The following is a 21,761-nucleotide window of genomic DNA, read 5'->3' as shown; positions in this document are numbered from 1 at the left end:
AGAGACTGGCATGGAGATCGTCCGCCGAGCGTTGGAAGAGCCGCTGCGCCAGATTGTGGCCAACTCCGGCGAAGAAGGCGCCATCGTGGTGGGCAAGATCCGCGACTCCAAAGACAACAACTACGGCTACAACGCGCAAACCGACAAGTTTGAAGACCTGGTCAAGGCCGGCGTCATCGACCCGACCAAAGTCACCCGGACCGCGTTGCAGAACGCTGCTTCCATCGCCGCGCTCATGCTGACCACCGAAGCCCTGGTCTCTGATGTTCCGGAAGAGAAAAAGGGCGGAGCCACGGGCGGCGAGCACGGCGGCATGCCCTACGGCGGATAAACAAGAAATTGCACGACGCTCCTACAAGCCCCGCCCAAAAGGCGGGGCTTTTTTTGGCAGCGAGTCTGTTGAAAAACTGGCTCGCTGCCAGTATCAGCGTCTAGTGTCCCGGCCCGCCGGGACGCGGGCCTTTTAGGCAGACGTCATCGCGCACGATGAACCGCTTCGCTCTAAACCGCCTGGCTATCTCGCTTCTGGTGGAATCTTCCGGCCCAGTTGCAGGCGGCTAGGCGCGCAAGTCGGCCTTGCCGCTTGTTCCCCGCAAGAAAAAGCGCACCGGATTGGACCGGTGCGCTTGAAGGTGAGTGATGCTTTTCTTTTAGAAAACCAGTTTCATCGCGAACTGTAACTGGCGGGCGGAGCCCGAGTCGCCCACCGGGAAGCGTGTGCTGCTGATCACGCCGAAGGTGGTGCTTCCAACCTGGGCAACGCGTCCAGGCTGGCCAAGGTTCGGATGGTTGAGCAGATCAAAGGCTTCAAAGCGCATTTCGTGACTAAACCGCTCCGTAAGCTTGGTCCGCTTGCTCAGGGAGAAGTCTACGTTATTGAAGCCCGGTCCGATGATCGCGTTGCGTCCCATGTTGCCGAAATGGAAGGCCCGCGCCGTTCCGCCCGCAACATCAGGAATAGCAAACGTTGACCCGGCGGCGCAGCCCACGAAAGGATCGCAGACCGAGCCACCAAACCACTGGATTCCGCCGGCAACCGGAGTACCCGTGATGGGCACCGCGCCCAGCAGGTCCGGCCGCAGGGTAGCCACGCCGGTGAATCCGGCAATGCCCGTGGCGTTAGCCAGCAGGCTGACGGGGTTGCCGCTTTGATCGAAGATGACGCTGCCCACGCGCCATCCATCCACCAAGCGGTTCCCCTTGAAGGGCAGGTCGTAGATGAAGTTCATGGCGAAGCGGTTGCGCGCGTCGAAGTCCGATAGACCCCGGTCACCGGCGGGATTGAGGCTGTTCTGGATCACAATGCCCTGTCCGTTCTGTGACGTGTAATCTATCGACTTGGAGTAGGTGTAGGACGCGTTGAACTGCAATCCATGCCACGGGCGCATGGTGGAGGAGACCCACAGAGCGTTGTAGGCGGAATTGCCGTTGCTGACGTTATCAGAGATGTTGCCTACGCCCGCTCCGGGCAAGATGGGACTGCTGGCCGAGAGGTTCGCGAACGGACGAACGCCGCCGACAAACTGGTTCAAGTTGACCCGGGTACGCAGATCGTGCGCTTCAGACCCGAAATAGCCAATCATCATGCTCCAGTTCTTGCCGAGCTGGTGTTGGATATTCAGGTTGTAGGACTCGACATACGAGTTCTTGAAGTCAGGATCCACCACGGTGGGCGCCAAGCCGCTGGCCGCCGCATCAGGAAGCAGTGTGGCGTAGCTGGTCTTGGGTTTGGCGCCGGTGGATACAAAGTTTTTGGGGCTGCCGAACGGCGGGTTGCCCGTTAATCCGGTCACCAGATTGGTGATCGGCTGATCGGTCATCATGGCGTAGCCGGCGCGTACCACGGTTTTGCCGCTGCCGAAAACATCATAGGCAAAGCCCAGGCGCGGCTGGAAGTTCTTATTGTTCTGGTTGTAAGGCGAAGACACCTGGACCAGAGAAGCCTGGCCACCAGAAACAACAATGTTTGCGAACCGGTCAAAGGCTTCGCTGGGCGTACCATTCCAGTCGTAACGCAGGCCCAGTTCCAAAGTCAGCCGAGACATGGCTTTCCAACTATCCTGGACAAAGAAGCCCAGGTTGTTGACGGCGATGCGGCTCGGCAGGTTCCCTGGGGAGATGGTGAATCCGCTGGGCAAGCCGTTGGCGAAGTCGGTGGCGTTGAGGAAGGTGAGGGTCCCTGCGTCGCCGTTAAAGTTGTTGTTGTAGAAGCGCCGGAACTCTCCGCCAAACTTGAAGGAGTGGCGACCACGGATGTAGTTCAGAGTATCGCCCAGCGCGGCGGTGGTATCACCGCGGCCCTGCGGAAAACCGGAAGGCCCGCCGAAGTTGATTCCCGTCCCGCCAATGGATATCTGCGGCAGACCGGAGTTGAAGTTGTTGCCGTCCAGAATGCCAAGGCTGACCGGATTCTGGGTGGCGTTTGGCGAAAACGTGATGTGAATGCGGTTGAATCCCAAACGGGTCTCATTCACCAGGCTGGGTGAGAACGTGTGGTCCAGCCCCAGGGTCGCGATCTGACGCTTTGATTCACGTGTATCGCCGAAATTGGGAATAGTGTTGCCTTGCAGTGTCGGCTCCTGGCGCAGATCGTGCTGGACCGCCCAATACCCGTGCAAGCGAGTGTTGCTGCTGAAGTTGTGATTGATGTCCGCCGTCCCCTGGTCAATGTTTACCGGGGCGGTGGCCGACCCCAGAAAACGCGTCCCGGTGGGATCATTCGCCGACGGTATCAGTGACAGCAGTTGCATGCTGGTTGGATTCGCGGCCGTCTGTACCGCCGTCCGCTGGGCGGCGTTCAGCACCTGGGTATTCAACGTAAGCCCCTGGCGTTGGCGGGTGCCTTCATAACTCAGGAAGAAGAACGTCTTGTCCTTCTTGATGGGTCCGCCAAAAGCAGCCCCGTAATTGTTGCGCTTAAACACAGATTGCGGCGTGGGCGTAGTGTTGAAGATGTTTCTGGCGTCGAAATCGTTGTTGCGCAGAAATTCAAAAAACTCGCCGTGATAGCTGTTGGTGCCCGAACGCGTGGCGATGTTCACGATGGCGCCGGAGTTGCGTCCGAATTCCGCGCTGTAGGTAGAGTTGTCCACCTTGAACTCGGAAACCGTGTTGATGGACGGCTGGAAGGTGATCTGGTTCTGCACCATGTCGTTGAGGTTGATGCCGTTCACCATGAAGTTGACGGAGTCTTCGCGGTTGCCCGCGGTGTTAAACGCGAACGAACCTTGTCCGCGAAGAGGAGCCGTAAGGAACCCATTTTGCGGCGGCGTCACCGAGCCCGGGATCAACAGCCCCAGATCCACAAAATGGCGGCCGTTCAAGGGAATATTCTGTACCGTCTGCTGGTCAATGGACTGACCCACTGTCATGGTGGTGGTTTCAATCACCGGCGCACTAGCTTCCACGGTCACCACTTCATTCGTGCTCGCTACCTTCAGCGCGAAGTTCTGAACGGAGTTGTTGCTGACTTGCAGAACGACTCCTTTCGCGATCTGGGACTCGAAGCCATTCATCCGGACTTCGACGTTGTATATGCCTGGGGGCAGCGCAGGGACTTCATAATCGCCGATCGAACTGGTCTGGGTCACCCGTTCGATTCCCCGTTCACTGTTTTTGACAGTCACTTTGGCGCCGACGACGGCTGCGCCACTGGCATCGGTAACAGTTCCCTTGATGCTGGCAGTGGTCTGGGTGAATGCTGACACCGTAAGCAAAAGCAAAAGCAGTGTCAGAATCCAAGGGGAAAAGCCTACTTTTCTTGACATCTTCTCACTCCCTCCTTAAACAGAAGCTATCTATGGTGCTTATGCAAAAACACCAAATAAACAAAGACTGCGGTAATCATAAAAACATGCGCAATCGACGGGCTATTGCACACCTGGGCCTAGAGCTGATTACTCAGCCCTAGTGCAAGGTGCATTCTGATTTCCAGAGCTTCCAAAAGAGGTATGTCAGTGCGGCTTGGCGACTTACGCGGAAGGAGACGAGCAAGAATCTACAAAAATCAATAGAGGCAACGAAAAGCGAATACCGTTATCAAGAACGGTCAGATGATGAGGGCAACGGTTGGCGCTCGGCTGGCATTAGAATGCTCAAAGGTTGTTATAAAGCATAAGTAGAAATTCGCCTTACGATCAACAATTGAACAAGCCTCGCCATTTGGGACTTTGTCGGCGACGCGGTCCGCACGTCGAAGGCTGCTTGTGACGTGCTCATTCCTACTTGGGAACGCTGGGTACGGGAAGGCGATTGTTGGGGCCGGGTTGCGGCACCACGTTGTTATCGGCGTGGGCGCCGCTATCCATCGGATGGGTGATCTCCACCGTCAACGGACGCTGCAACACCATCTCCAGCGCCGTCCCCTGATCTATGCGAACATCCTGCCCGCGGGTGAACAGCACCTGACCCAGACCAATGGCTGCGCCCGTCATGCCGCCAAACCCAGCGCCCCGGGCCGTGCCGGTCGCCACGGTCCCGACGACCGCGCCCGTTGCCGCGGTCTTTGCGACCGTTCCTGTGTCTTTTCCTTTTTGACTGTTGGCTTTGACCGTGCCTTCGTCATCGCTCACGGTTGAATCTGTAGCACCTGGCTGGCTCTTCAGAGCGCCCGGAAGGTCCACGGTATAACCGCTGGGAAAGATCATGGACGTGAAGTGAAACAGGACGAGCGCACGGCCCTTTATCCGTCCGGCGCGTTGCACTTCAGCAATCTGGCCTTTGACATAAGTTCCTGCAGGAATCACGACAATGTTGTCCTGCGTAACCGGAAAGCTGGTCTGGCAGTAAACTCCGTCGCCCACCTTGGCGCTCTTGGTATTGATGGGGCTCTTCAGATAAAGCAGGACCTGCGTGCCCGCTGGGACGGTCATCAGCCTCTTGCCGGAAACTTCATTGTCACTGGCTTGGGCTTGGGCTTGCGGCGCTGATTGCCCTGGTTGTTGTTCCGGCGCCTGTGGCACGGAAGCTTGCTGGGCTGACGCCACGGCCATCAACATAAGGAAAGGAACCAACACGCGCATAGTAACTCCCCCGCGCCTGGCCCAAATGCGAGCCAAGGTTGCATCCAGTCTATTGGTTTGAGTTCGATTGCTCCATCTCTCTGATGATTCCCAGCGCCGCCTGGGTTGGATCAGCGGCCGCAGTTATCGGACGGCCGACCACGATGTGGCTGGCGCCGGCGGCTATGGCCGCAGCCGGCGTGGCAATCCTTTTCTGATCATGGACCTCTGCGCCCGCCGGACGAATGCCCGGGGTCACGATGGCCGGGCCATCGCCCAGAAATTTGCGCAGAACGGCGGCCTCCCGCGGCGACGTGACCACTCCGCCGCATCCCGCGCTTCGCGCCAAGGCAGCCATCTTGAGCGCCTGGTCCTGGATCGTGACCGCGGATGGAATCCCGATTTCGTGCAGGCCGTCTTCGTCCATGCTGGTGAGAACGGTAACTGCGAGCAAGGTCAGGCGTCCCGCGGCAGCTTCAACGGCGGCAGCAAGCATGGCCGATCCCCCGCCGGCGTGCACGGTGAGCATACTGGCGCCCAGGTCCACCGCCGACTTTACGGCGTGGCTCACTGTGTTGGGAATGTCATGAAGTTTTAGATCGAGGAAAACACGCCGGCCGGAGCCCACCAGCTCGCGGACGATTTCCGGGCCTTCCGCGACGAACAGTTGCAGGCCGACTTTGTAGAAGCCCGCGGCGTCCCCAATGCTCCGAACCAGCCCCACAGCTTCTCGGGCATTGGGAACGTCCAAGGCTACAATCAATCGCTCACGCAGCTTCAGGGCCGCGGGCGAGGACTCGATTTCCGGGGTTTGAGCGGGCATCACGCCCAGTATAGTACCGTTTGGGGCTTATTCCCCACCGTAACCGCGATTCACGGCCACAGTCTCCGGTTTGATCAGGTCGAGCCGGACTTTTTCGATGCCCCCGTAAAAGTTCAACATGCGGGCGGCACTGTAGCTCAGGTCCATGATCCGGTTGCCGACGTACGGACCGCGGTCATTGACCCGGACAATGATCCACTTCCCGTTTCTTAGGTTGGTGACTTTCACATAGGTCCCCAGAGGGAGTTGCCTATGGGCGGCCGTGAGTTCGAACATGTCGAAGTCTTCGCCGCTGGCCGTCGTTCTGCCGTGAAACTGCTTTCCGTACCAGGAGGCCTCGCCTACCTGGTAGGGTTTGGGCTCACTCTTTGCAGGCTTGCTCGTCCCGCCGGAAGTTTTGGAGCCTTTTACAACCTTGGGGATTGCTTTCTTCTGGGGCTGTTGGTGGTTTGGAACTGGTTCTGCCGCTATGCCGGCGACCACAAAAACTAAGGTCGCTAACAGAGCAGTGAGTACTCGGTTCATGCAAACTCCTTGACATTTGAGATTCAGGGTCCCCCAAATACTTCATACCTAATTATATGATTCTGAAGGACAAAGATACAACCCATGCATACCGCTCAAAACAAAGCATGTTGCCTTTTTGCCACTCCAAGCGCATCCTCCAAAGCGCTATACCCTAAGACGATAGCCCTAGGCGAACAGTTACCAATATACCCTAAACTTTGATGTACTGGTCCAGCCAATTGTTGTCCTTTGGTTACTAATGAGTGCACACGTTTCCGTGCATTTGCACATTTCTTTGTGAATATTCATCATATTTGGAGATAATTTGCATATTTTCAGCCGTTCTCCGCGAACGATTCCAGCGCCCTCATACCTGATAGACTTGGACGTTTGGAGGTTGAAAAAGACCCTTGCAGGACGTTTTCCTACTCTCCGCCGTCCGTACCCCCATCGGCAAATTCGGTGGCAAACTGGCCAATCTGACATCGCCCGACCTGGGAGTGGCGGCAGCCAAGGCGGCCTTGGATCGCTCCGGCCTGACCCCCTCCTACATAGAAGAGACCATCTTCGGCAGCGCCCGGCAGGCCGGCAACGGTCCCAACCCGGCGCGGCAAGTGTCAGTCCGCAGCGGCGTTCCCAAGGAAACGCCCGCCTACACCGTGAACCAGGCGTGCGCCTCCGGGATGAAGGCCATCGCTTTGGGCTACCAGGAAATTGCCGCCGGGAATATGGACGCCGTCCTGGCTGGTGGGACTGAATCCATGTCCCGCGTTCCCTACTACCTGGACGGCGGACGCTGGGGCTATCGCCTGGGCAACCAGGAACTGGTGGACGGCATGTATCGCGACGGCTTTGTCTGCCAGCTTTGCAAGCTGGTGATGGGCGAAACCGCCGAAATCCTGGCCGAACAGTACAAGATCACTCGCGACGAGCAGGACCAGTTCGCTCTCCGCTCCCAGCAGCGCGCTGAAGCCGCCATCAAATCCGGCCGTTTCAAAGACGAAATTGTCCCCATCACCTTGCAAACCAAGAAGGGCGACGAAGGCTTCACCCAAGATGAGCACCCTTTTCTCGGCGCTACGCTGGACAAGATGGCGAAACTGGCTCCGGTGTTCTCCAAGACCGGCACCGTAACGGCAGCCAACTCCTCCGGCATCACCGACGGCGCTGCGGCCGTGGTCCTGGCCAGTGAAGCCCTGGTCAAGCGAAACAACCTCAAGCCGCTGGCTCGCATTGCCGGCTACGCCTCCGCCGGTGTAGACCCGCGCGCCATGGGCATTGGTCCGGTTCCCGCCTTGGCCAAACTGCAAGCCAAATCCGGCCTGAAACTCGCCGACTTTGACCTGATCGAACTCAATGAAGCTTTCGCCGCGCAGGTCATCGCCTGCGACCGCGAGCTGCATATGGACCCCGCCAAACTCAACGTCAACGGCGGGTCTATTGCGCTGGGGCATCCCATCGGCTGCACCGGTACGCGGATCACCGTCACCCTGCTGCACGAAATGCTCAAGCGCAAGGCGAAGCGGGGCGTGGCCACGCTGTGCGTCAGCGGCGGCATGGGCATGGCCCTTGCGCTGGAGGTGGTGTAGCCTGTCCCATGCCGAACGCGCAAGAAGTCGAAATCAAAGTTCAGGTTGAAGACCTCAAGTCCTTGGCCTCCAAGCTCAGCCAGTTGGGGTTTGGGCTGGTCACCGAGCGCACCCATGAAATGAACACGCTCTACGATCGGCCTGGGTCGCCTCTCAGGCGCCGCGGCGCTCTGTTGCGCGTCCGTCAATATGGCGAGAAGTGGACCATCACTTACAAAGACAGGAGCAAAGTCAGTTCAACGCGGCACAAGTCGCGGCGCGAAATTGAAACCCAAGTCCAGGACGGCCCGGCCTTGCAAGAAATCCTGGTGGCGGCTGGATTCAAACCCAGCTTTGCCTACGAGAAATTTCGCAGCGAATACTCTGATGGCACGGGGCATGTGGTGATTGACGAAACGCCCATCGGCAACTTTGTTGAAATTGAAGGCCCGCCGCCGTGGATTGACGCCGTCGCGCAAGAACTTGGCATCTCCGCCGGCAAGTACATTACTTTGTCGTACGCTGAGTTGTTCCAGCAGTGGAAAAAGAAGAGCAAGAGCAAAGCTACCCAAATGTTCTTTTCCCTCTAACCTCCGGGGTCCTGGCGCGTCAACCAAGCAAAGGAGCGCGTTTCGCGATACAATCGTCCGCCTACCGCCTAGCCAGGTAACCACCAAGGAGCTGCGGGATGTTCGACTACATCATTATCGGCGCCGGCTCCGCAGGCTGTTGTCTGGCCGGACGCCTGAGTGAAGACCCCGCGGTCAAGGTGCTTCTATTGGAAGCCGGCGGCAAGGATACCGCCAAAGAAATTCACATCCCGGCAGCGTTCTCCAAACTCTTCAAAGGCCCGTGCGACTGGACGTACTTTACCCAGCCTGAACCGCAACTGGCCAACCGCAGCCTTTATTGGCCGCGCGGGAAAGTGCTGGGCGGCAGCAGCTCCATCAACGCCATGATCTACATTCGCGGACATCGCTACGACTACGATCACTGGCGCGACCTGGGCAATCCTGGCTGGGGCTACGCTGACGTGCTGCCGTACTTCAAAAAGTCGGAAGACCAGCAGCGCGGCGCCAGCGACTATCACGGCGCCGGCGGCCCGCTGCACGTGTCTGACCTGGTTTCGCCCAACCCGCTTTCGGAAGCTTTTCTGGAAGCCGCCACGCAGTGCGGACACCAGCGGAACCCGGACTTCAACGGCGCAACGCAAGAAGGCTTCGGCTTTTACCAGGTCACGCAGTTCCATGGCAAGCGATGGAGCGCCGCCGCCGCTTTCCTTCATCCCGTCATGTCCCGGCCCAATCTCACGGTCCGCACAGACGTGCAGGTTTTTGACATCATCTTTGAAGGCAAGCGCGCCGCGGCCGTCAGTTTCCAGCACGGCAACGCCAGCCAACAGGAGCGCGCCACGCGCGAAATCATTCTCTGCGCCGGAGCCATTGGATCACCGCAACTGCTCATGCTCTCCGGCATTGGTCCGGCAGAACACTTGCGACTGCTGGATATTCCCGTCCTCTGCGATCTGCCCGGCGTCGGCGCCAACCTGCAGGACCACCCGGCCGTCCCGGTGGCTTACGAGTGCACCCAACCCATCAGCCTTGCGGACGCGGAGAGCCTGAAGAACCTGGCCCGCTACATGACCATGAAGAAGGGCCCGCTGACTTCCAACGTGGCCGAAGGCGGTGCATTCTTGAAAATTGCTTCCTCGTCGCCGGCGCCCGACCTGCAATTTCATTTTGGTCCCGGCTATTACCATGAGCATGGCTTCCAGAAAGTCAAAGGCCACGCCTTTACTTTTGGCCCTACGGCGATTCGTCCCTACAGCAAAGGCCGGCTGACGTTGCGCTCCAGCAATCCGCTGGACGCGCCGCTGATCCACGCCAACTACTTCGCCGACGACCGCGACATGGACGTGATGGTGGAAGGCCTCAAGCTGTCGCGCGCCCTGGCCGCCGCCGACGCTTTCGCCAAGTATCGCGGCAAAGAAATCCTGCCCGGCCCGGATGCCAAAGACACCAACGCTCTCCGCGCCCATGTCACCAAGTTCGCTGAGACGCTCTATCATCCCGTGGGCACATGCAAGATGGGCCGCAGCAATGACAATAGTGCGGTCGTAGATTCCGAGCTGCGGGTGCGCGGCGTGGAAGGCCTGCGTGTGGTGGACGCGTCGGTGATGCCTACCGTCCCCGGCGGCAACACGAATGCGCCCACGATCATGATCGCGGAGAAGGCCGCAGACATGATCAGGAGTGGATCGCGGGTCGCTCAATCAGAATTTGCCGCAGATCTGCGCAGATGAACGCTGATGGTTTGGTCCTCAGCCGATCTCCAACCCTGCATTCCGATCAGTGTCATCAGCGTTCATCAGCGGTGAGGTTTTTCTCCGCTTTTGCGCAGGACAGCCATCAACGCCTTAAGAACTACCTCGCGATATGGCCAGACGTGGTCAACGCTACGCGCCTTAACCCGCCAAACTATTCCGTCACCCACCCCAGACGCTTGAAAACAAGGGAAAAATTCTCTTGCTTCCGGGGACCCATAAGAGGACTAAAATATCTGCATGCGAAGCCTATTATCCATTTCGGCGCTAGCTATTTTTGCTCTCATATCTTTATCTACATCCGCGCAAGCGCAAATGCGCGGCGGCGGGGGACGTGGTTCCTCCGGCGGCGGCCGTAGTTTCTCCAGCGGCCCGCGGTTCTCATCCGCGCCGCGATCAAGTTCTGGGTTCCGCTCGGCTCCGGCGTTTCGTTCGTCGCCAGGGTTCAGGGGCGGACCGGGCGTCCGCAGCGGCGGCTTTGCGCGCAGCGGCGGCTTTGCGCGCAGCGGCGGCTTCGCCCGCAGCGGTGGTTTTGTCAGAAGCGGCAACTTTGCGCGCCGCGGCGGCGTGGTTCGTAGCAGCGGTTTCGTGCGCAGCGGTGTCTTTGTCGGCGGACGCAGCGCGTTCGTATCCAACCGCGTGTTCTTCGGCTCGCGGCCGTTTTTTAACCGGCCCTTTGGACACTTCCGCCGGCCGTTCTTCTTCAACAGTTGTTTTGGCTTCTTCGGATGCAGCCCGTTCTTTGGCTTCGGCTTCGTTGGTGCGCCGCTCTTTCCCGGATACTATCCTTACTACTATCCCGACTACTATGGCTACTACCCGCCTGCTACCACGGTTGTATATAGCAACAACGGCGGCGGCAGTGACGTTGAGCTGACTACCGAAGTGCAGAGGCTGTCGGATGAAGTAGCAGACCTGCGCGACGAGCAACGCGAGTCTCGTTCCCAGTACCCGCAGACTGCGGCTCCAGGGCAGTCCATCTCGGCTGTGCCGCCGGCTGCTTCCACCATTTTTGTCTTTCGTGATGGACGCCGGTTGACCGCCAAGAACTACGCGATTACGGGACAAGCGCTCTGGATCTTCGATGAACACAGCGCGCGCCGGTACGTACTGGCCGATCTTGATCGCGGTGCCACCGAACAGGCCAACTCCGCCAACGGCGTAGAACTGCGCATTCCTTAGTCCGGCCCCCTGACCTGAAACCATGCCTTAACGGCATTACCGCGCGCGGGATAAGTGTGTACGTATGCCAATTCTTACCTTGAGATAACGGCGCAACGGCGCGTACAGCCGTAAACCTCTTGCGGCCATTGCGAAAGCGCGTTGGGCGGTGATAGCTTACTTGTCAGAATGTAAAAAATCCGGCTGAAAATTGCGCCTGAGAATCGCAGCCAAAATCGGCTGGTAATCTATCGGCTTTAAGGACGCATTCCGGGGTAGCGATTTCTCCTCGTCGCCGCGGGCGCCATCCGTAGTCGCCGGCGTAAGGAGCAGGTCATGCATAAGCGCATCCGTCATCTTACCTTTGCTGTTTTCATTACTCTCTTATCTGTCGGATTGTTCAGCACAATCTGCGCGGCGCAAACGGATCCTCAGCCGCCTTCGCAGTCCGCGACTCTGCCCGCCGCGGCCCAGCAGGACGCCGCCAGCCCGGCCTTCCAATCCTCCACGGTGCTGCGAGTCACTACGCGGCTGGTGGTGGTTGACGTGGTAGCGGCAGACAAGAAAGGCGCGCCCATCACTGACCTCAAGGCTGAAGACTTCACCGTCCAGGAAGATGGCCGCGACCAACACGTCCGGGTGTTCGCCTTTCACCATCCCAACGAAGAACCTGCCGCTCCGGAAACTGCTCAAGCGGCGGCCCCTCTTCCCGCGAACTATGTCACCAATGTTCCCAAGCGCGCCAAAGGCGGCGCGCTCAACATTCTGCTGCTGGACATCCTGAACACCCGGTCCACCAACCAGACCTTGTTGCGGGAGCAAATGCTCAAGTTTCTGGAGAAGATGCCCGCCGGCCAGCCTATCGCGGTCTATGCACTCAGCAGTAAGCTGATTTTGCTGCAGGATTTCACCACCGACCCCACGCTGTTGAAGGCCGCTCTCAAGAAAACCAAGGACCACGCCGCGCCTCTGCAGGAAAACCTGCCGGGAGGAAAAGCGGCCTCCTATACGAATCCAGTTGCTGCGGCTATGGTTGATCTGGGCATGGGTGGCATGCTGCAGCGCATCCGCGTGTTTGAAGAAAGCTCCACGTCCAGCCAAACCGACATGCGCCTGGCCCTGACGGTGGCTGCGATGAAGGCCCTGGCGCGCACGCTGGCCGGCTATCCCGGCCGCAAGAACCTTATCTGGCTGTCAGAGAGTTTTCCCGCCAGCGTTTTTTCCGAACTCGTGAACAGCGACATCGCCCAGATAACCAGCAGCGGGGACCGCAACTACAACGCGGAGATTGAGCGCATGGCCAACATGCTCAGTGAAGCCCAGGTTGCGGTGTATCCGGTGGACGCGCGGACGCTGGTCAACAGCGACCCATCGTCACAGCTTAGAAAAGAAGACAGCAGCGGCCAGGACCTGGGACGCGAGGCGCGGAGAGAAAATACCCATGGCGACCTTCACCGGGGCGTTGACGTGACCAGCGACCTGAGCGCGCAGTCCACAGAATCGCTCAGCGCGCACACCTCCATGAACACCATCGCCGACCAGACCGGCGGGCGCGCGTTTTACAACACCAACAATCTGGAGGGCGCCATCCGCCAGAGCGTGGAAGACGGAAGCACTTATTACACGCTGGGCTACTATCCTGACAACAAAGATTGGAACGGCAAGTTCCGGCGCATCAGCGTGAAGGTAAACCGTCCGGGAATCAAGCTCCACCACCGCCTGGGATATTTTTCGCTGGAACCGCAGTCGTATGCCAAGCTGGACCCCAAACAGCAATCCGCGGATTTTGCGCAGGCCCTGAGCCTGGATTCGCCGGTAGCAACCGGCCTGAGCTTTCGCGCTTCCGTAGACCCGCCGTCGGAGAAGAGCAGCAACAAAGTTGTGATCAACTACATGATTGATCCTCATACATTGAGTTTCGAACTCAAAGAAGACGGCCTGCAATACGGCAGCGTGGATTGCGCCGTGCAGGTGTTCTCCGCGAAAGGCGAGCCGGTAGTAATTCGCGGCAACAACACCGCGGCCAAGCTCAAGGCTGAGGACTTCAAGCAGATTATGGGACGCTTCTTCCCTTGCCGGCAAATGCTGGACCTCCAGCCGGGCGATTACCTGCTACGGCTGGGCGTGCGCGACGGCCGCACCGGCCTCATCGGCACCGCCAACGCGCTGGTCACGGTGGCTCCGCCTGCGGTGGCCACCGGCGGTGTTGCGGGAGAGGAAAAGAAGCCGTAGGCAACTCCCTGTGACTTTCCGCATTTCGCGAAAGAAGGACATTTGCGCCGTATCGCCCGCCGATGGTGGTAGCATTTCTGCGCCCAGTCTGGAGCAACGGAAAGGAACGTTTATGTTGCGACCCTTGTCTGCGGTCCTGGCAAGAATTGTCCTCACCTTCATATTGTGCTCGGCCGGCATCGCCGCCGATGACAAGATGCCGGCCCTCAAGTCGCTTCCCGGTACCGGCGACCTGGCTTCAGCCTCTCACTCTGACCACTTCATCTTCGTGGTGGCCGGAGACAATCGTCCCGCGCACAGTAGCGACCCGCAGCCGCCGATTCCCGGCACGATCTTCGCCGCGGTGAAGAAACTCGGTCCGGCGTTTGTGCTGTGGACCGGCGACACTATTTCCGGAAAAGCGCCCAACCATCCCAAGCGCATCAAAGGGCAGTACAAAGAGTTTCTCGATATCGCCAAGACCGCCAAGACGCCGGTCTTCAACGCACCTGGCAATCATGAAATGGACGACGGCAACAACGTTCCCAACGCCGGCATGCAGGCGCTCTACACCGAGCACATGGGGCTGCCTTACGGCGCGTTCACGTACGGCAATTCGCGCTTCATCGCCCTGAACAGCGAAGAGGAGCCTCCGGCCACTGCGAACGCCGCTCTCGCCGCTGCCCAATCAAAACCGGCAAAGCCGGACAAATCTGAAGCGCCCGGCTATATTGACGCTGACCAGCTTGCCGCGCTCAAAAAAGACTTGGATGACAACAAAGACAAAGCGCACATCTTCATCTTCATGCACCATCCGGTGAAGCCGGCGAAAGCCAAAGACGGACTGGACCCGGTCAGCGTGCAGGCCCTGGAAGACCTGTTCAAGAACTATTCCAACGTTTCGTACGTGTTCTCCGGCCACGAACACATGTACTACAACCCTCAGAGCAAGAGTGGTATCGGCAAGCCTCCGGGCCGCACCGATCCGTCGCAACCGCCTGACTACCTGGTCTCCGGTGGCGCTGGTGCGCCGCTCAAGAAACTTCCAGGAGGTTTCTATCACTACCTGGTTTTCACGGTGGACAAAGGAAAGGTCTCAGTCCAATTGATCAAGGTGCAGTAGCTTCGCCGGCGACTGCAACCGACCTGGCCCATCGCCGCAACTCGCTTACAAGACGCGCTCCGTGCTATCCTCCTGAGTCTTGCAGATGGCGGGAGCGGCGTCCACATTTCATGAGTCATCTTGTTCTTGTCCGGCACGGCCAGGCTTCGTTCCTTGAGAAGAATTACGACCAGCTTTCCCCCAAAGGCGAGCAGCAAAGCCGTTTCCTGGGACAATACTGGGCCAGCCACAACGTCCGCTTCGACCGCATTTATTCCGGGCCCAAAGTGCGCCAGCGCGAGACCGCGCGCATTGTGGGAGAAGCTCCCAGAAAAGCCCGTCTGCCCTGGCCGCAGACTGAACTGCTCCCCGAATTTGACGAGTTTCAGGCCGAAGCGGTGATTGAGCGCGCCCTGCCGGGACTGGTCGAGACCGACGAGCACATCCGCAGCATGTATCGCGACTTCCAGGCTGCCGTCACCCGGCCCGCTCAGTTCAAAACCTTCCAGCGGATGTTTGAAGTTGTTGTCGGGCGATGGGCTGCCGGAGAACTGCCGCTCAAGGGAATCGAGCCGTGGCCTGACTTTGTTGTGCGGGTGCAGCGCGCGCTGGGTAAGCTGGCCGGGAACGGCGCACGCGGCCAGCGCATCGCCATTTTCACTTCCGGCGGACCCACGGCCGTCGCCGTGCAGCAGGCGCTGGGGCTTTCCACGCCGGCAACGCTCAAGACCGCCTGGATGGTCCGCAACAGCGCGCTCACTGAGTTTCTCTTCTCCGGCGAACGGTTTACTCTTAGTTCGTACAACGCAACTCCGCACCTGACCGACCCAGAATTCCTCACTCACCGGTGAGCAGGAGGCCCTTATGGATTTTTCCATCACGCCGCAAATGCAAAAGACGCTGGCTGACATTCAACAGTTCCTGGAAAAAGAAATCTACCCGCTGGAGCCCGAAGTCGGCGCCAACGGCTTCCGGGCAACGCTGCCCAAACTGAAGGCCGCCCGCCAGAAAGTCAAAGACATGGGCCTGTGGTGCCCGCAGATTCCCAAAGAGTACGGCGGCCTGGGGCTGACCATGATGGAGCATGGCATGGTCAGCGCGGTGCTCGGGCAAAGCCTGATTGGACATTACGTCTTCAACTGCCAGGCGCCCGACGCCGGCAACATGGAGATCCTGATCGAACACGGTACGCCGGAGCAGAAGAAAACTTTTCTGGAACCGCTCCTCCGCGGCGACATCCGGAGCTGTTTTGCCATGACCGAGCCGGAGCATGCCGGCTCCAACCCCACGTGGCTGAGCACCCTTGCCAAGAAGGATGGCAAGGACTACGTGATCAACGGGCACAAGTGGTTTGCCTCGTCGGCCGACGGCGCAACCTTCGCCGTGGTGATGGCCGTCACCAACCCGGACGCTCCGGCCCACGAACGCGCCAGCCAGATTCTGGTGCCGCTCAACACGCCGGGATTCAAATTGGTGAAGAACCTGAGCGTGATGGGACACGTAGGCGAAGACCACGCCAGCCACGCGGAAGTTCGCTTTGAGAATTGCCGCGTACCGCAGAGCAATCTGCTCGGCAAGGAAGGCGCGGGATTTGCCATCGCCCAGGAGCGCCTGGGCGCCGGACGCATCCATCACTGCATGCGCTGGCTGGGCATCTGCGAGCGGGCTTTTGATCTCATGTGCAAACGCGCTGCGCAACGCGAACTGGCGCCCGGCAAAGTGCTGGGCACCCGCCAGATTGTGCAGGCGTGGATCGCCGAAAGCCGCGCGCAGATCAACGCCGCCCGTCTCATGGTCCTGGAAGCCGCGTGGAAGATCGAAAACCAGGGCCAGAAGGGAGCGCGCGTGGAAATTTCCTGCATCAAGTTTTACGTGGCCGGCGTGCTGCTCGAAGTTCTGGACCACGCCATCCAGACGCACGGCGGCATGGGCCTGACCAACGAAACGCCGCTGGCCGCCTTTTATGCTGCCGAGCGCGGCGCCCGCATCTACGACGGGCCTGACGAAGTCCACAAAATGGTGGTCGCCCGCCAGGCCATGAAGAAATACGGCGTGCAGGTGTCCACCTAAGCATGCACGGCCACGGAGATTTCCAAGACCATTCCGAGAATATCCGCGCCGGCGAAGAGCTTGATCTCTCCCGGCTGGAGCCCTATCTGCGCGCGCACTTCCCTGGCGTGGAAGGTCCGCTCACGGTCAAACAATTTCCCAGCGGCCACTCCAACCTGACGTATTCGGTCACGCTCGGCGCGAAGCAGATGGTCCTGCGGCGCCCGCCCTTCGGCAGCAAAGTGAAGTCGGCCCACGACATGGGCCGCGAATACCATGTGCTGTCCAAGTTGCATGGCGCGTATCCGGCGCCAACGCCGCTGCTCCACTGCACCGATGAAACTATTCTTGGTGCTCCGTTTTATGTCATGGAGCGCGTACGTGGCGTGATTCTTCGCCGCAATTTGCCTGCTGGATTTCACCTGCCGCCGGAAACCGCGCACCGTCTGAGCGAAGCATTCATTGACAACCTCGCGGCGCTGCATGCACTCGATTACGCCGCGCTGGGGCTGGGCGATCTGGGCAAGCCGCTCGGCTACCTGGAGCGCCAGGTGAAAGGCTGGATCGAACGCTATCACGGCTCCAAGACGGAAGAGTTGACGGAAATTGCAACCATCTCCGCCTGGCTGCACGCGCATATGCCGTCGCAGAGCGGGGCCACGCTGGTCCACAACGACTACAAGTATGACAACATCGTGCTGGCGGCCGACGACATCACCCAGATCAGAGCCGTGCTGGATTGGGAAATGTGCACGCTGGGTGATCCGCTCACCGACCTGGGCACCGCGCTTGCGTACTGGGTCAATGCCGATGATCCCATGGAAGTTCAGATGGTCCGCTGGGGGCCGACCAGCCTTCCCGGCAGCCTGACGCGCGCGCAGTTGGCCGAGCGTTATGCCGCCAGAACCGGTCGCGACGTCTCCAATATTGTCTTCTACTACGTTTTTGCCCTGTTTAAAGTGGCGGTGATTATCCAGCAGATCTACTACCGCTACCACCTCGGGCTGACCAAGGACGAGCGGTTTGCATCACTGGGCGAAGTTGCGAAGATGCTGTTGCGGGTTGGGCTTCGGGCCAGCGGGAAGAAAGAAATCTAAGCGACAACTTACCGGTAATACCGCACCAGCCACTCCGCCACGCAAGCCGGCTTTTCGCCGCCTTCGATTTCGATGGTCACGTTGTAGGTGGCTTCCACGCCGTTCGGCTCCACGTCTTTCACAGACTGCAGCACGAACCGCGCGCGGATTTTCGAATCTACGCGCACCGGTGAGACAAAGCGTACCTTGTTCATGCCATAGTTCACGCCAAACCGCACGCCTGATTTGACGCCCAGCGCCTCATACATGAAGTGCGCCAGCATGGAGAGCGTAAGAAAACCGTGGGCAATCGGCGCCTTGAACGGCGACTCGCGCTTGGCCCGCTCAACGTCAACATGGATCCAGTTGTGATCCAGCGTTGTGTCGGCAAACTGCTGGATGCGGTCCTGGGTCATGGTGAACCAATCGGTGACCGCTACTTCCTGTCCGACCAGGGCTTTGAGCGAGTCCAGAGAATCAAGCACGCGTTTGGGCATGGACGCTCCTTTTGATCTAGAGTCCGCCGGCAATTTCCAGCACTTGTCCGGAAACGTAGTCAGACAACGGCGAAGCAAAGAACAGCACGGCGCCCGCGGCTTCCTGCGGAGTGCCGGCGCGGCCCAGCGGGATGAACTTGGACATCATGTTCAGGCGTTCTCCCGGAATGCCCAGTTCAATCTCCGCGCCGCCGCGCTTGATCTTCACTTGCTCTTCCTTGGCGTGGGTCAGGCGAGTGTCAATCCAGCCAAAGGCCACGGCGTTGGCTTGGACGTTGAACATGCCCCATTCCTTGGCTAGCGTTTTCGCCAGACCGATTACGCCTGCCTTCCCCGACGAATAGTTGGCCTGCCCGGCATTGCCACGCGTGCCTGAGGTGGAACTGATGCAGATGATCTTGCGCGCGCTGGCGCGGCCCTTCTCCGTCTGCTCTTTTTTGGCGGTTTCGCGGATGAACGTTGACGCGGCGCGAATAATGCGGAAGGGCGCAGTCAGGTGGCAGTCAATGATCGCCTGCCACTGCTGGTCGGTCATCTTGTGGATGACGCCGTCCCAGGTATAGCCCGCGTTGTTCACGATGATGTCCAGTCCGCCGAACTTGTCGAGCGCCGTCTTGACCAGCTTGTCCGGAAACTGCGGATCGGTGACGTCGCCGGCAAAGGCCATGACCTGCCCACCGGATTTTTGGATGGCCGCGGCGGCATCGTTGAGCGGACCGGGATCAATGTCTGACATGACGACGCGCGCGCCGTGCGCCGCAAACAATTCAGCCGTCGCCTGGCCGATGCCGCGAGCCGCGCCAGTCACAATGGCTGTCTTACCTTCGAGGAGTTTCATTTTTCCCTTTCAGCGCACATTCCACCACGGAGGCACTGAGACACGGAGAACTGCAAAACAAATTTGGCCGTTGTTTACACGGTCCATCGATATTTCTTGGCCGCAACATTCTCGCAGGCCCCACGCACCATCATGATTTCTTCTCCGTGCCTCCGTGTCTCCGTGGTGAGAATTATTTTTTCGTCGCCATTTCCGGCCGGATGCTTTCCGTCCCCGACCAGTATTTCTTTCGCAACTCTTTCTTCAAGATTTTGCCCGTGCCGGTCTTGGGCAGGGCATCCACAAATTCCACCGACCGCGGACACTTGTAGTGCGCCAGCCGCCCGCGGCAGAATTCCAGCAACTCGTCGGCGGCTGCTTGGGCTCCCGGCTTCAATGTGACCAGGGCCTTGGGGACTTCTCCCCAGCGATCGTCGGGTACGGGAATCACCGCCACTTCATACACCGCTGGGTGAGCGAGGATGGCCTTTTCCACTTCCAGCGATGAAATGTTTTCCCCGCCGCTGACGATGATGTCTTTCTTGCGGTCCACGATCAGCACGTAGCCGTTCTCGGCCATGGTGGCCATATCGCCGGTGTGGAACCAGCCGCCGCGCATCACGTGGGCGGTGGCTTCCGGCTGTTTCCAGTAACCGGCCATCACGCCGTCACTGCGGGCCACAATTTCTCCAATGCTCTGGCCATCGCGAGGGAGATCGTTGCCGTCGGGGTCCACCACGCGGATCTCCACGCCGGGAATGGCGTAGCCGGTGCTCGCCTGGCCTTCATATCGCTCGTCGCCCTGCCAATTCACGCCTAACTTCATCTGCGCGGTGGTGAGCACCGGACAAGTCTCCGTGAGTCCGTATCCGGAGAAGCAGGGACAGCCCATTTTCTCTTCCACTTCGCGCACCAGCGTGGGCGATGAAGCCGCCCCGCCCAGCGTGATCCGCTTCAAGCTGCTGAGGTCATACTTGGTGCGGTCCGGACAGTTCACCAGCGCCGTGGCCATGGCCGGAACCAGGCTGCACGCCTGGGCGTGCTCCTGCTGGATGAGGCGGAAGACCTCCGGCGGATCAAACTTGCGGATCATCACGTGCGTTCCGCCGACGAAGGTCAGCGAATGGGCTACGCCCCAGCCGTTGGCGTGGAACAGTGGGATGGTATGCAGCTCAATGGAATCGCTGCCGGTGTGGAACGTGAGCGCGACGTTGAGCGCATGAAGATATATGTTGCGATGCGTCAGCATCACGCCTTTAGGATTGGCGCTGGTGCCGCTGGTGTAAAAAAGCTCGGCGAGCGAGTTTTCGTCAATCGCCATTACGTCGGCATGGTGTGGAGCGGCTTTCGCCAAAAGCTCTTCGTAGTTCTGCCGCGCGACCCAGCTCTCCGCGCCGGGCTTGGCGTCCAGAAGAACAAATGATTTGACGGAATTCAGTTCTTTGCGGAAAGCTTCCACCAGCGGCGTGAACTGTTCTTCAAACAACAGGATGGTGGCTTCCGCATCATTCAGGATGTAGGCCAGCTCCAGCGGCGCCAGGCGGATGTTCAGCGGCAACAGAACGGCGCCGGCTTCCAGCACTCCGTAGTAGGCTTCCAGCAGGCGATGGCAATTGCCGCTCAGGTACGCCACGCGGTCGCCTGGTTGCACGCCCGCGGCCAGCAGCGCACCGGCCAGATGGGCCGCGCGGTCAGAAAACTGCGAGTAGGTGTAGCGATGGTCGCCGCAGATGACCGCCGTCTTGGCGGGATATTGCTGGCTGGCGTAGCGCAAAAAGCGCAGCGGCGTAAGCGGAATGTTCATGAGGCCCTCAGAGTTACCATGCCGATTGCCCTCCATCCACCACCAGAACGTGGCCGGTGATGTAAGCGGAGGCGTCAGAAGCAAGAAGTACGGCGGCGCCTTTCAAGTCGTAATCCGTCCCGAAGCGGCGCAGCGGAATGTGTTCCAGCAAATAATCTTTCTTGGCTTCCAGCACGCGGTCTGACATGTGCGTGGGAAACCATCCGGGCGCCAGAGCGTTGACTTGAATGTTGTGCCGCGCCCACTTGCACGCCAGGTCTTTGGTAAACGCGATCACGCCGCCTTTGCTGGCGTGGTAGCCAATGGCTTGCACCGCCTCGGAAGGCGCGCCAGCCAGCCCGGCGACTGACGCCACGTTGATGATCTTACCGCTTCCCTGCGCGATCATCGTTCTTCCCGCAGCCTGCGAGCACAAAAATGTTCCAGTGAGATTGGTCTCCAGAACTTTGTTCCAGTCGGCCAGGGACATGGTTTCCACCGGCGCGCCCCAGGAGATTCCCGCGTTGTTGATGAGGATATCAATCCGCCCAAACTGGACGACGGCTGCTTCCATCAGTTGCTTGACGCTGGCGGGATCTTTTACGTCGCAGGCCAAAGCCATAGTCTTTACGCCGAGCTTGGCCAATTCGTGCGCGGCCTGCTCGCAACGTTCCTTCTTGCGGGCGCAAAGCACCAGGTTCGCTCCCATTTCAGCCAGGCCTTCCGCCATCTGGCGTCCCAGGCCGATGGACCCGCCGGTAATCACCGCCACACGTCCGGAGAGGTCAAACAGTTGCTTGACGTTGCGGTTGGCTTCTCTGCCGCCGGTGTGCGAGGATTCCAT

General features: G+C 59.4%; 18 protein-coding genes. 10 read left to right on the top strand and 8 right to left on the bottom strand.

From position 1 onward, the window contains the following. Positions 1-331, top strand: a 331-nt coding sequence (groEL, locus tag LAO20_21115; protein MBZ5533938.1) for a chaperonin GroEL, incomplete at its 5' end; no start/stop codon positions are given. 319 nt (positions 332-650) lie between these two features. Here the strand turns inward: groEL and LAO20_21110 are convergent. The 4 genes from LAO20_21110 to LAO20_21095 all read right to left on the bottom strand — a co-directional run bounded on the left by LAO20_21110 (position 651) and on the right by LAO20_21095 (position 6,348). After that, positions 651-3,767 (bottom strand): TonB-dependent receptor, encoded by a 3,117-nt coding sequence (locus tag LAO20_21110; protein MBZ5533937.1) that lies wholly within the window; start codon positions 3,765-3,767, stop codon positions 651-653. A 453-nt stretch (positions 3,768-4,220) separates the two neighbouring features. Further along, positions 4,221-5,021 (bottom strand): TrbI/VirB10 family protein, encoded by an 801-nt coding sequence (locus LAO20_21105; GenBank protein MBZ5533936.1) that lies wholly within the window; start codon positions 5,019-5,021, stop codon positions 4,221-4,223. A 49-nt stretch (positions 5,022-5,070) separates the two neighbouring features. Continuing rightward, positions 5,071-5,823, bottom strand: a complete 753-nt coding sequence (pyrF, locus tag LAO20_21100) for an orotidine-5'-phosphate decarboxylase (GenBank protein ID MBZ5533935.1) — start codon at positions 5,821-5,823, stop codon at positions 5,071-5,073. Between the two features lie 27 nt (positions 5,824-5,850). Next, the gene (locus tag LAO20_21095) at positions 5,851-6,348 is read right to left on the bottom strand and encodes a septal ring lytic transglycosylase RlpA family protein (protein MBZ5533934.1); all 498 of its coding nucleotides are present in this window, start codon (positions 6,346-6,348) and stop codon (positions 5,851-5,853) included. A gap of 392 nt (positions 6,349-6,740) precedes the next feature. Between LAO20_21095 and LAO20_21090 the strand changes: the two genes are divergently transcribed. The 9 genes from LAO20_21090 to LAO20_21050 all read left to right on the top strand — a co-directional run bounded on the left by LAO20_21090 (position 6,741) and on the right by LAO20_21050 (position 17,841). Continuing rightward, positions 6,741-7,919 (top strand): thiolase family protein, encoded by a 1,179-nt coding sequence (locus LAO20_21090; GenBank protein MBZ5533933.1) that lies wholly within the window; start codon positions 6,741-6,743, stop codon positions 7,917-7,919. Positions 7,920-7,927: 8 nt separating this feature from the next. Then, positions 7,928-8,488, top strand: coding sequence for a class IV adenylate cyclase (cyaB, locus tag LAO20_21085; protein ID MBZ5533932.1), 561 nt, complete (start codon positions 7,928-7,930; stop codon positions 8,486-8,488). A gap of 98 nt (positions 8,489-8,586) precedes the next feature. Then, the gene (locus LAO20_21080) at positions 8,587-10,200 is read left to right on the top strand and encodes a choline dehydrogenase (protein ID MBZ5533931.1); all 1,614 of its coding nucleotides are present in this window, start codon (positions 8,587-8,589) and stop codon (positions 10,198-10,200) included. Positions 10,201-10,536: 336 nt separating this feature from the next. Next, positions 10,537-11,403 (top strand): hypothetical protein, encoded by an 867-nt coding sequence (locus LAO20_21075; GenBank protein MBZ5533930.1) that lies wholly within the window; start codon positions 10,537-10,539, stop codon positions 11,401-11,403. A gap of 315 nt (positions 11,404-11,718) precedes the next feature. Then, positions 11,719-13,614 carry a VWA domain-containing protein gene (locus tag LAO20_21070; GenBank protein MBZ5533929.1) on the top strand — a complete coding sequence of 632 codons (1,896 nt, stop codon included), beginning with the start codon at positions 11,719-11,721 and terminating at the stop codon, positions 13,612-13,614. A 112-nt stretch (positions 13,615-13,726) separates the two neighbouring features. Next, on the top strand, positions 13,727-14,716 hold the full coding sequence (locus LAO20_21065) for a metallophosphoesterase (protein MBZ5533928.1): 990 nt from the start codon (positions 13,727-13,729) through the stop codon (positions 14,714-14,716). A gap of 110 nt (positions 14,717-14,826) precedes the next feature. Further along, positions 14,827-15,546: a histidine phosphatase family protein gene (locus LAO20_21060; GenBank protein MBZ5533927.1), complete on the top strand. Its 720-nt coding sequence runs from the start codon at positions 14,827-14,829 to the stop codon at positions 15,544-15,546. Positions 15,547-15,559: 13 nt separating this feature from the next. Then, on the top strand, positions 15,560-16,765 hold the full coding sequence (locus LAO20_21055) for an acyl-CoA dehydrogenase family protein (protein MBZ5533926.1): 1,206 nt from the start codon (positions 15,560-15,562) through the stop codon (positions 16,763-16,765). 2 nt (positions 16,766-16,767) lie between these two features. Beyond that, positions 16,768-17,841 (top strand): phosphotransferase family protein, encoded by a 1,074-nt coding sequence (locus tag LAO20_21050; GenBank protein MBZ5533925.1) that lies wholly within the window; start codon positions 16,768-16,770, stop codon positions 17,839-17,841. A gap of 8 nt (positions 17,842-17,849) precedes the next feature. On the opposite strand, the gene LAO20_21045 is transcribed toward LAO20_21050, so the two are convergent. The 4 genes from LAO20_21045 to LAO20_21030 form a co-directional block, all read right to left on the bottom strand. Continuing rightward, positions 17,850-18,317, bottom strand: coding sequence for a MaoC family dehydratase (locus LAO20_21045; protein MBZ5533924.1), 468 nt, complete (start codon positions 18,315-18,317; stop codon positions 17,850-17,852). Positions 18,318-18,333: 16 nt separating this feature from the next. Further along, complete coding sequence (locus LAO20_21040) at positions 18,334-19,155, bottom strand: SDR family oxidoreductase (protein MBZ5533923.1); 822 nt, start codon at positions 19,153-19,155, stop codon at positions 18,334-18,336. A gap of 172 nt (positions 19,156-19,327) precedes the next feature. Beyond that, complete coding sequence (locus LAO20_21035) at positions 19,328-20,938, bottom strand: long-chain-fatty-acid--CoA ligase (protein ID MBZ5533922.1); 1,611 nt, start codon at positions 20,936-20,938, stop codon at positions 19,328-19,330. A 13-nt stretch (positions 20,939-20,951) separates the two neighbouring features. After that, on the bottom strand, positions 20,952-21,761 hold the full coding sequence (locus tag LAO20_21030; GenBank protein ID MBZ5533921.1) for an SDR family oxidoreductase: 810 nt from the start codon (positions 21,759-21,761) through the stop codon (positions 20,952-20,954).

The sequence above is a fragment of the Terriglobia bacterium genome (assembly GCA_020072815.1).
GTDB lineage: Bacteria > Acidobacteriota > Terriglobia > Terriglobales > Acidobacteriaceae > Angelobacter.
The sequence above is the reverse complement of the archived record's forward strand: the minus strand, read 5'-3'. Positions and strand labels throughout refer to the sequence as shown.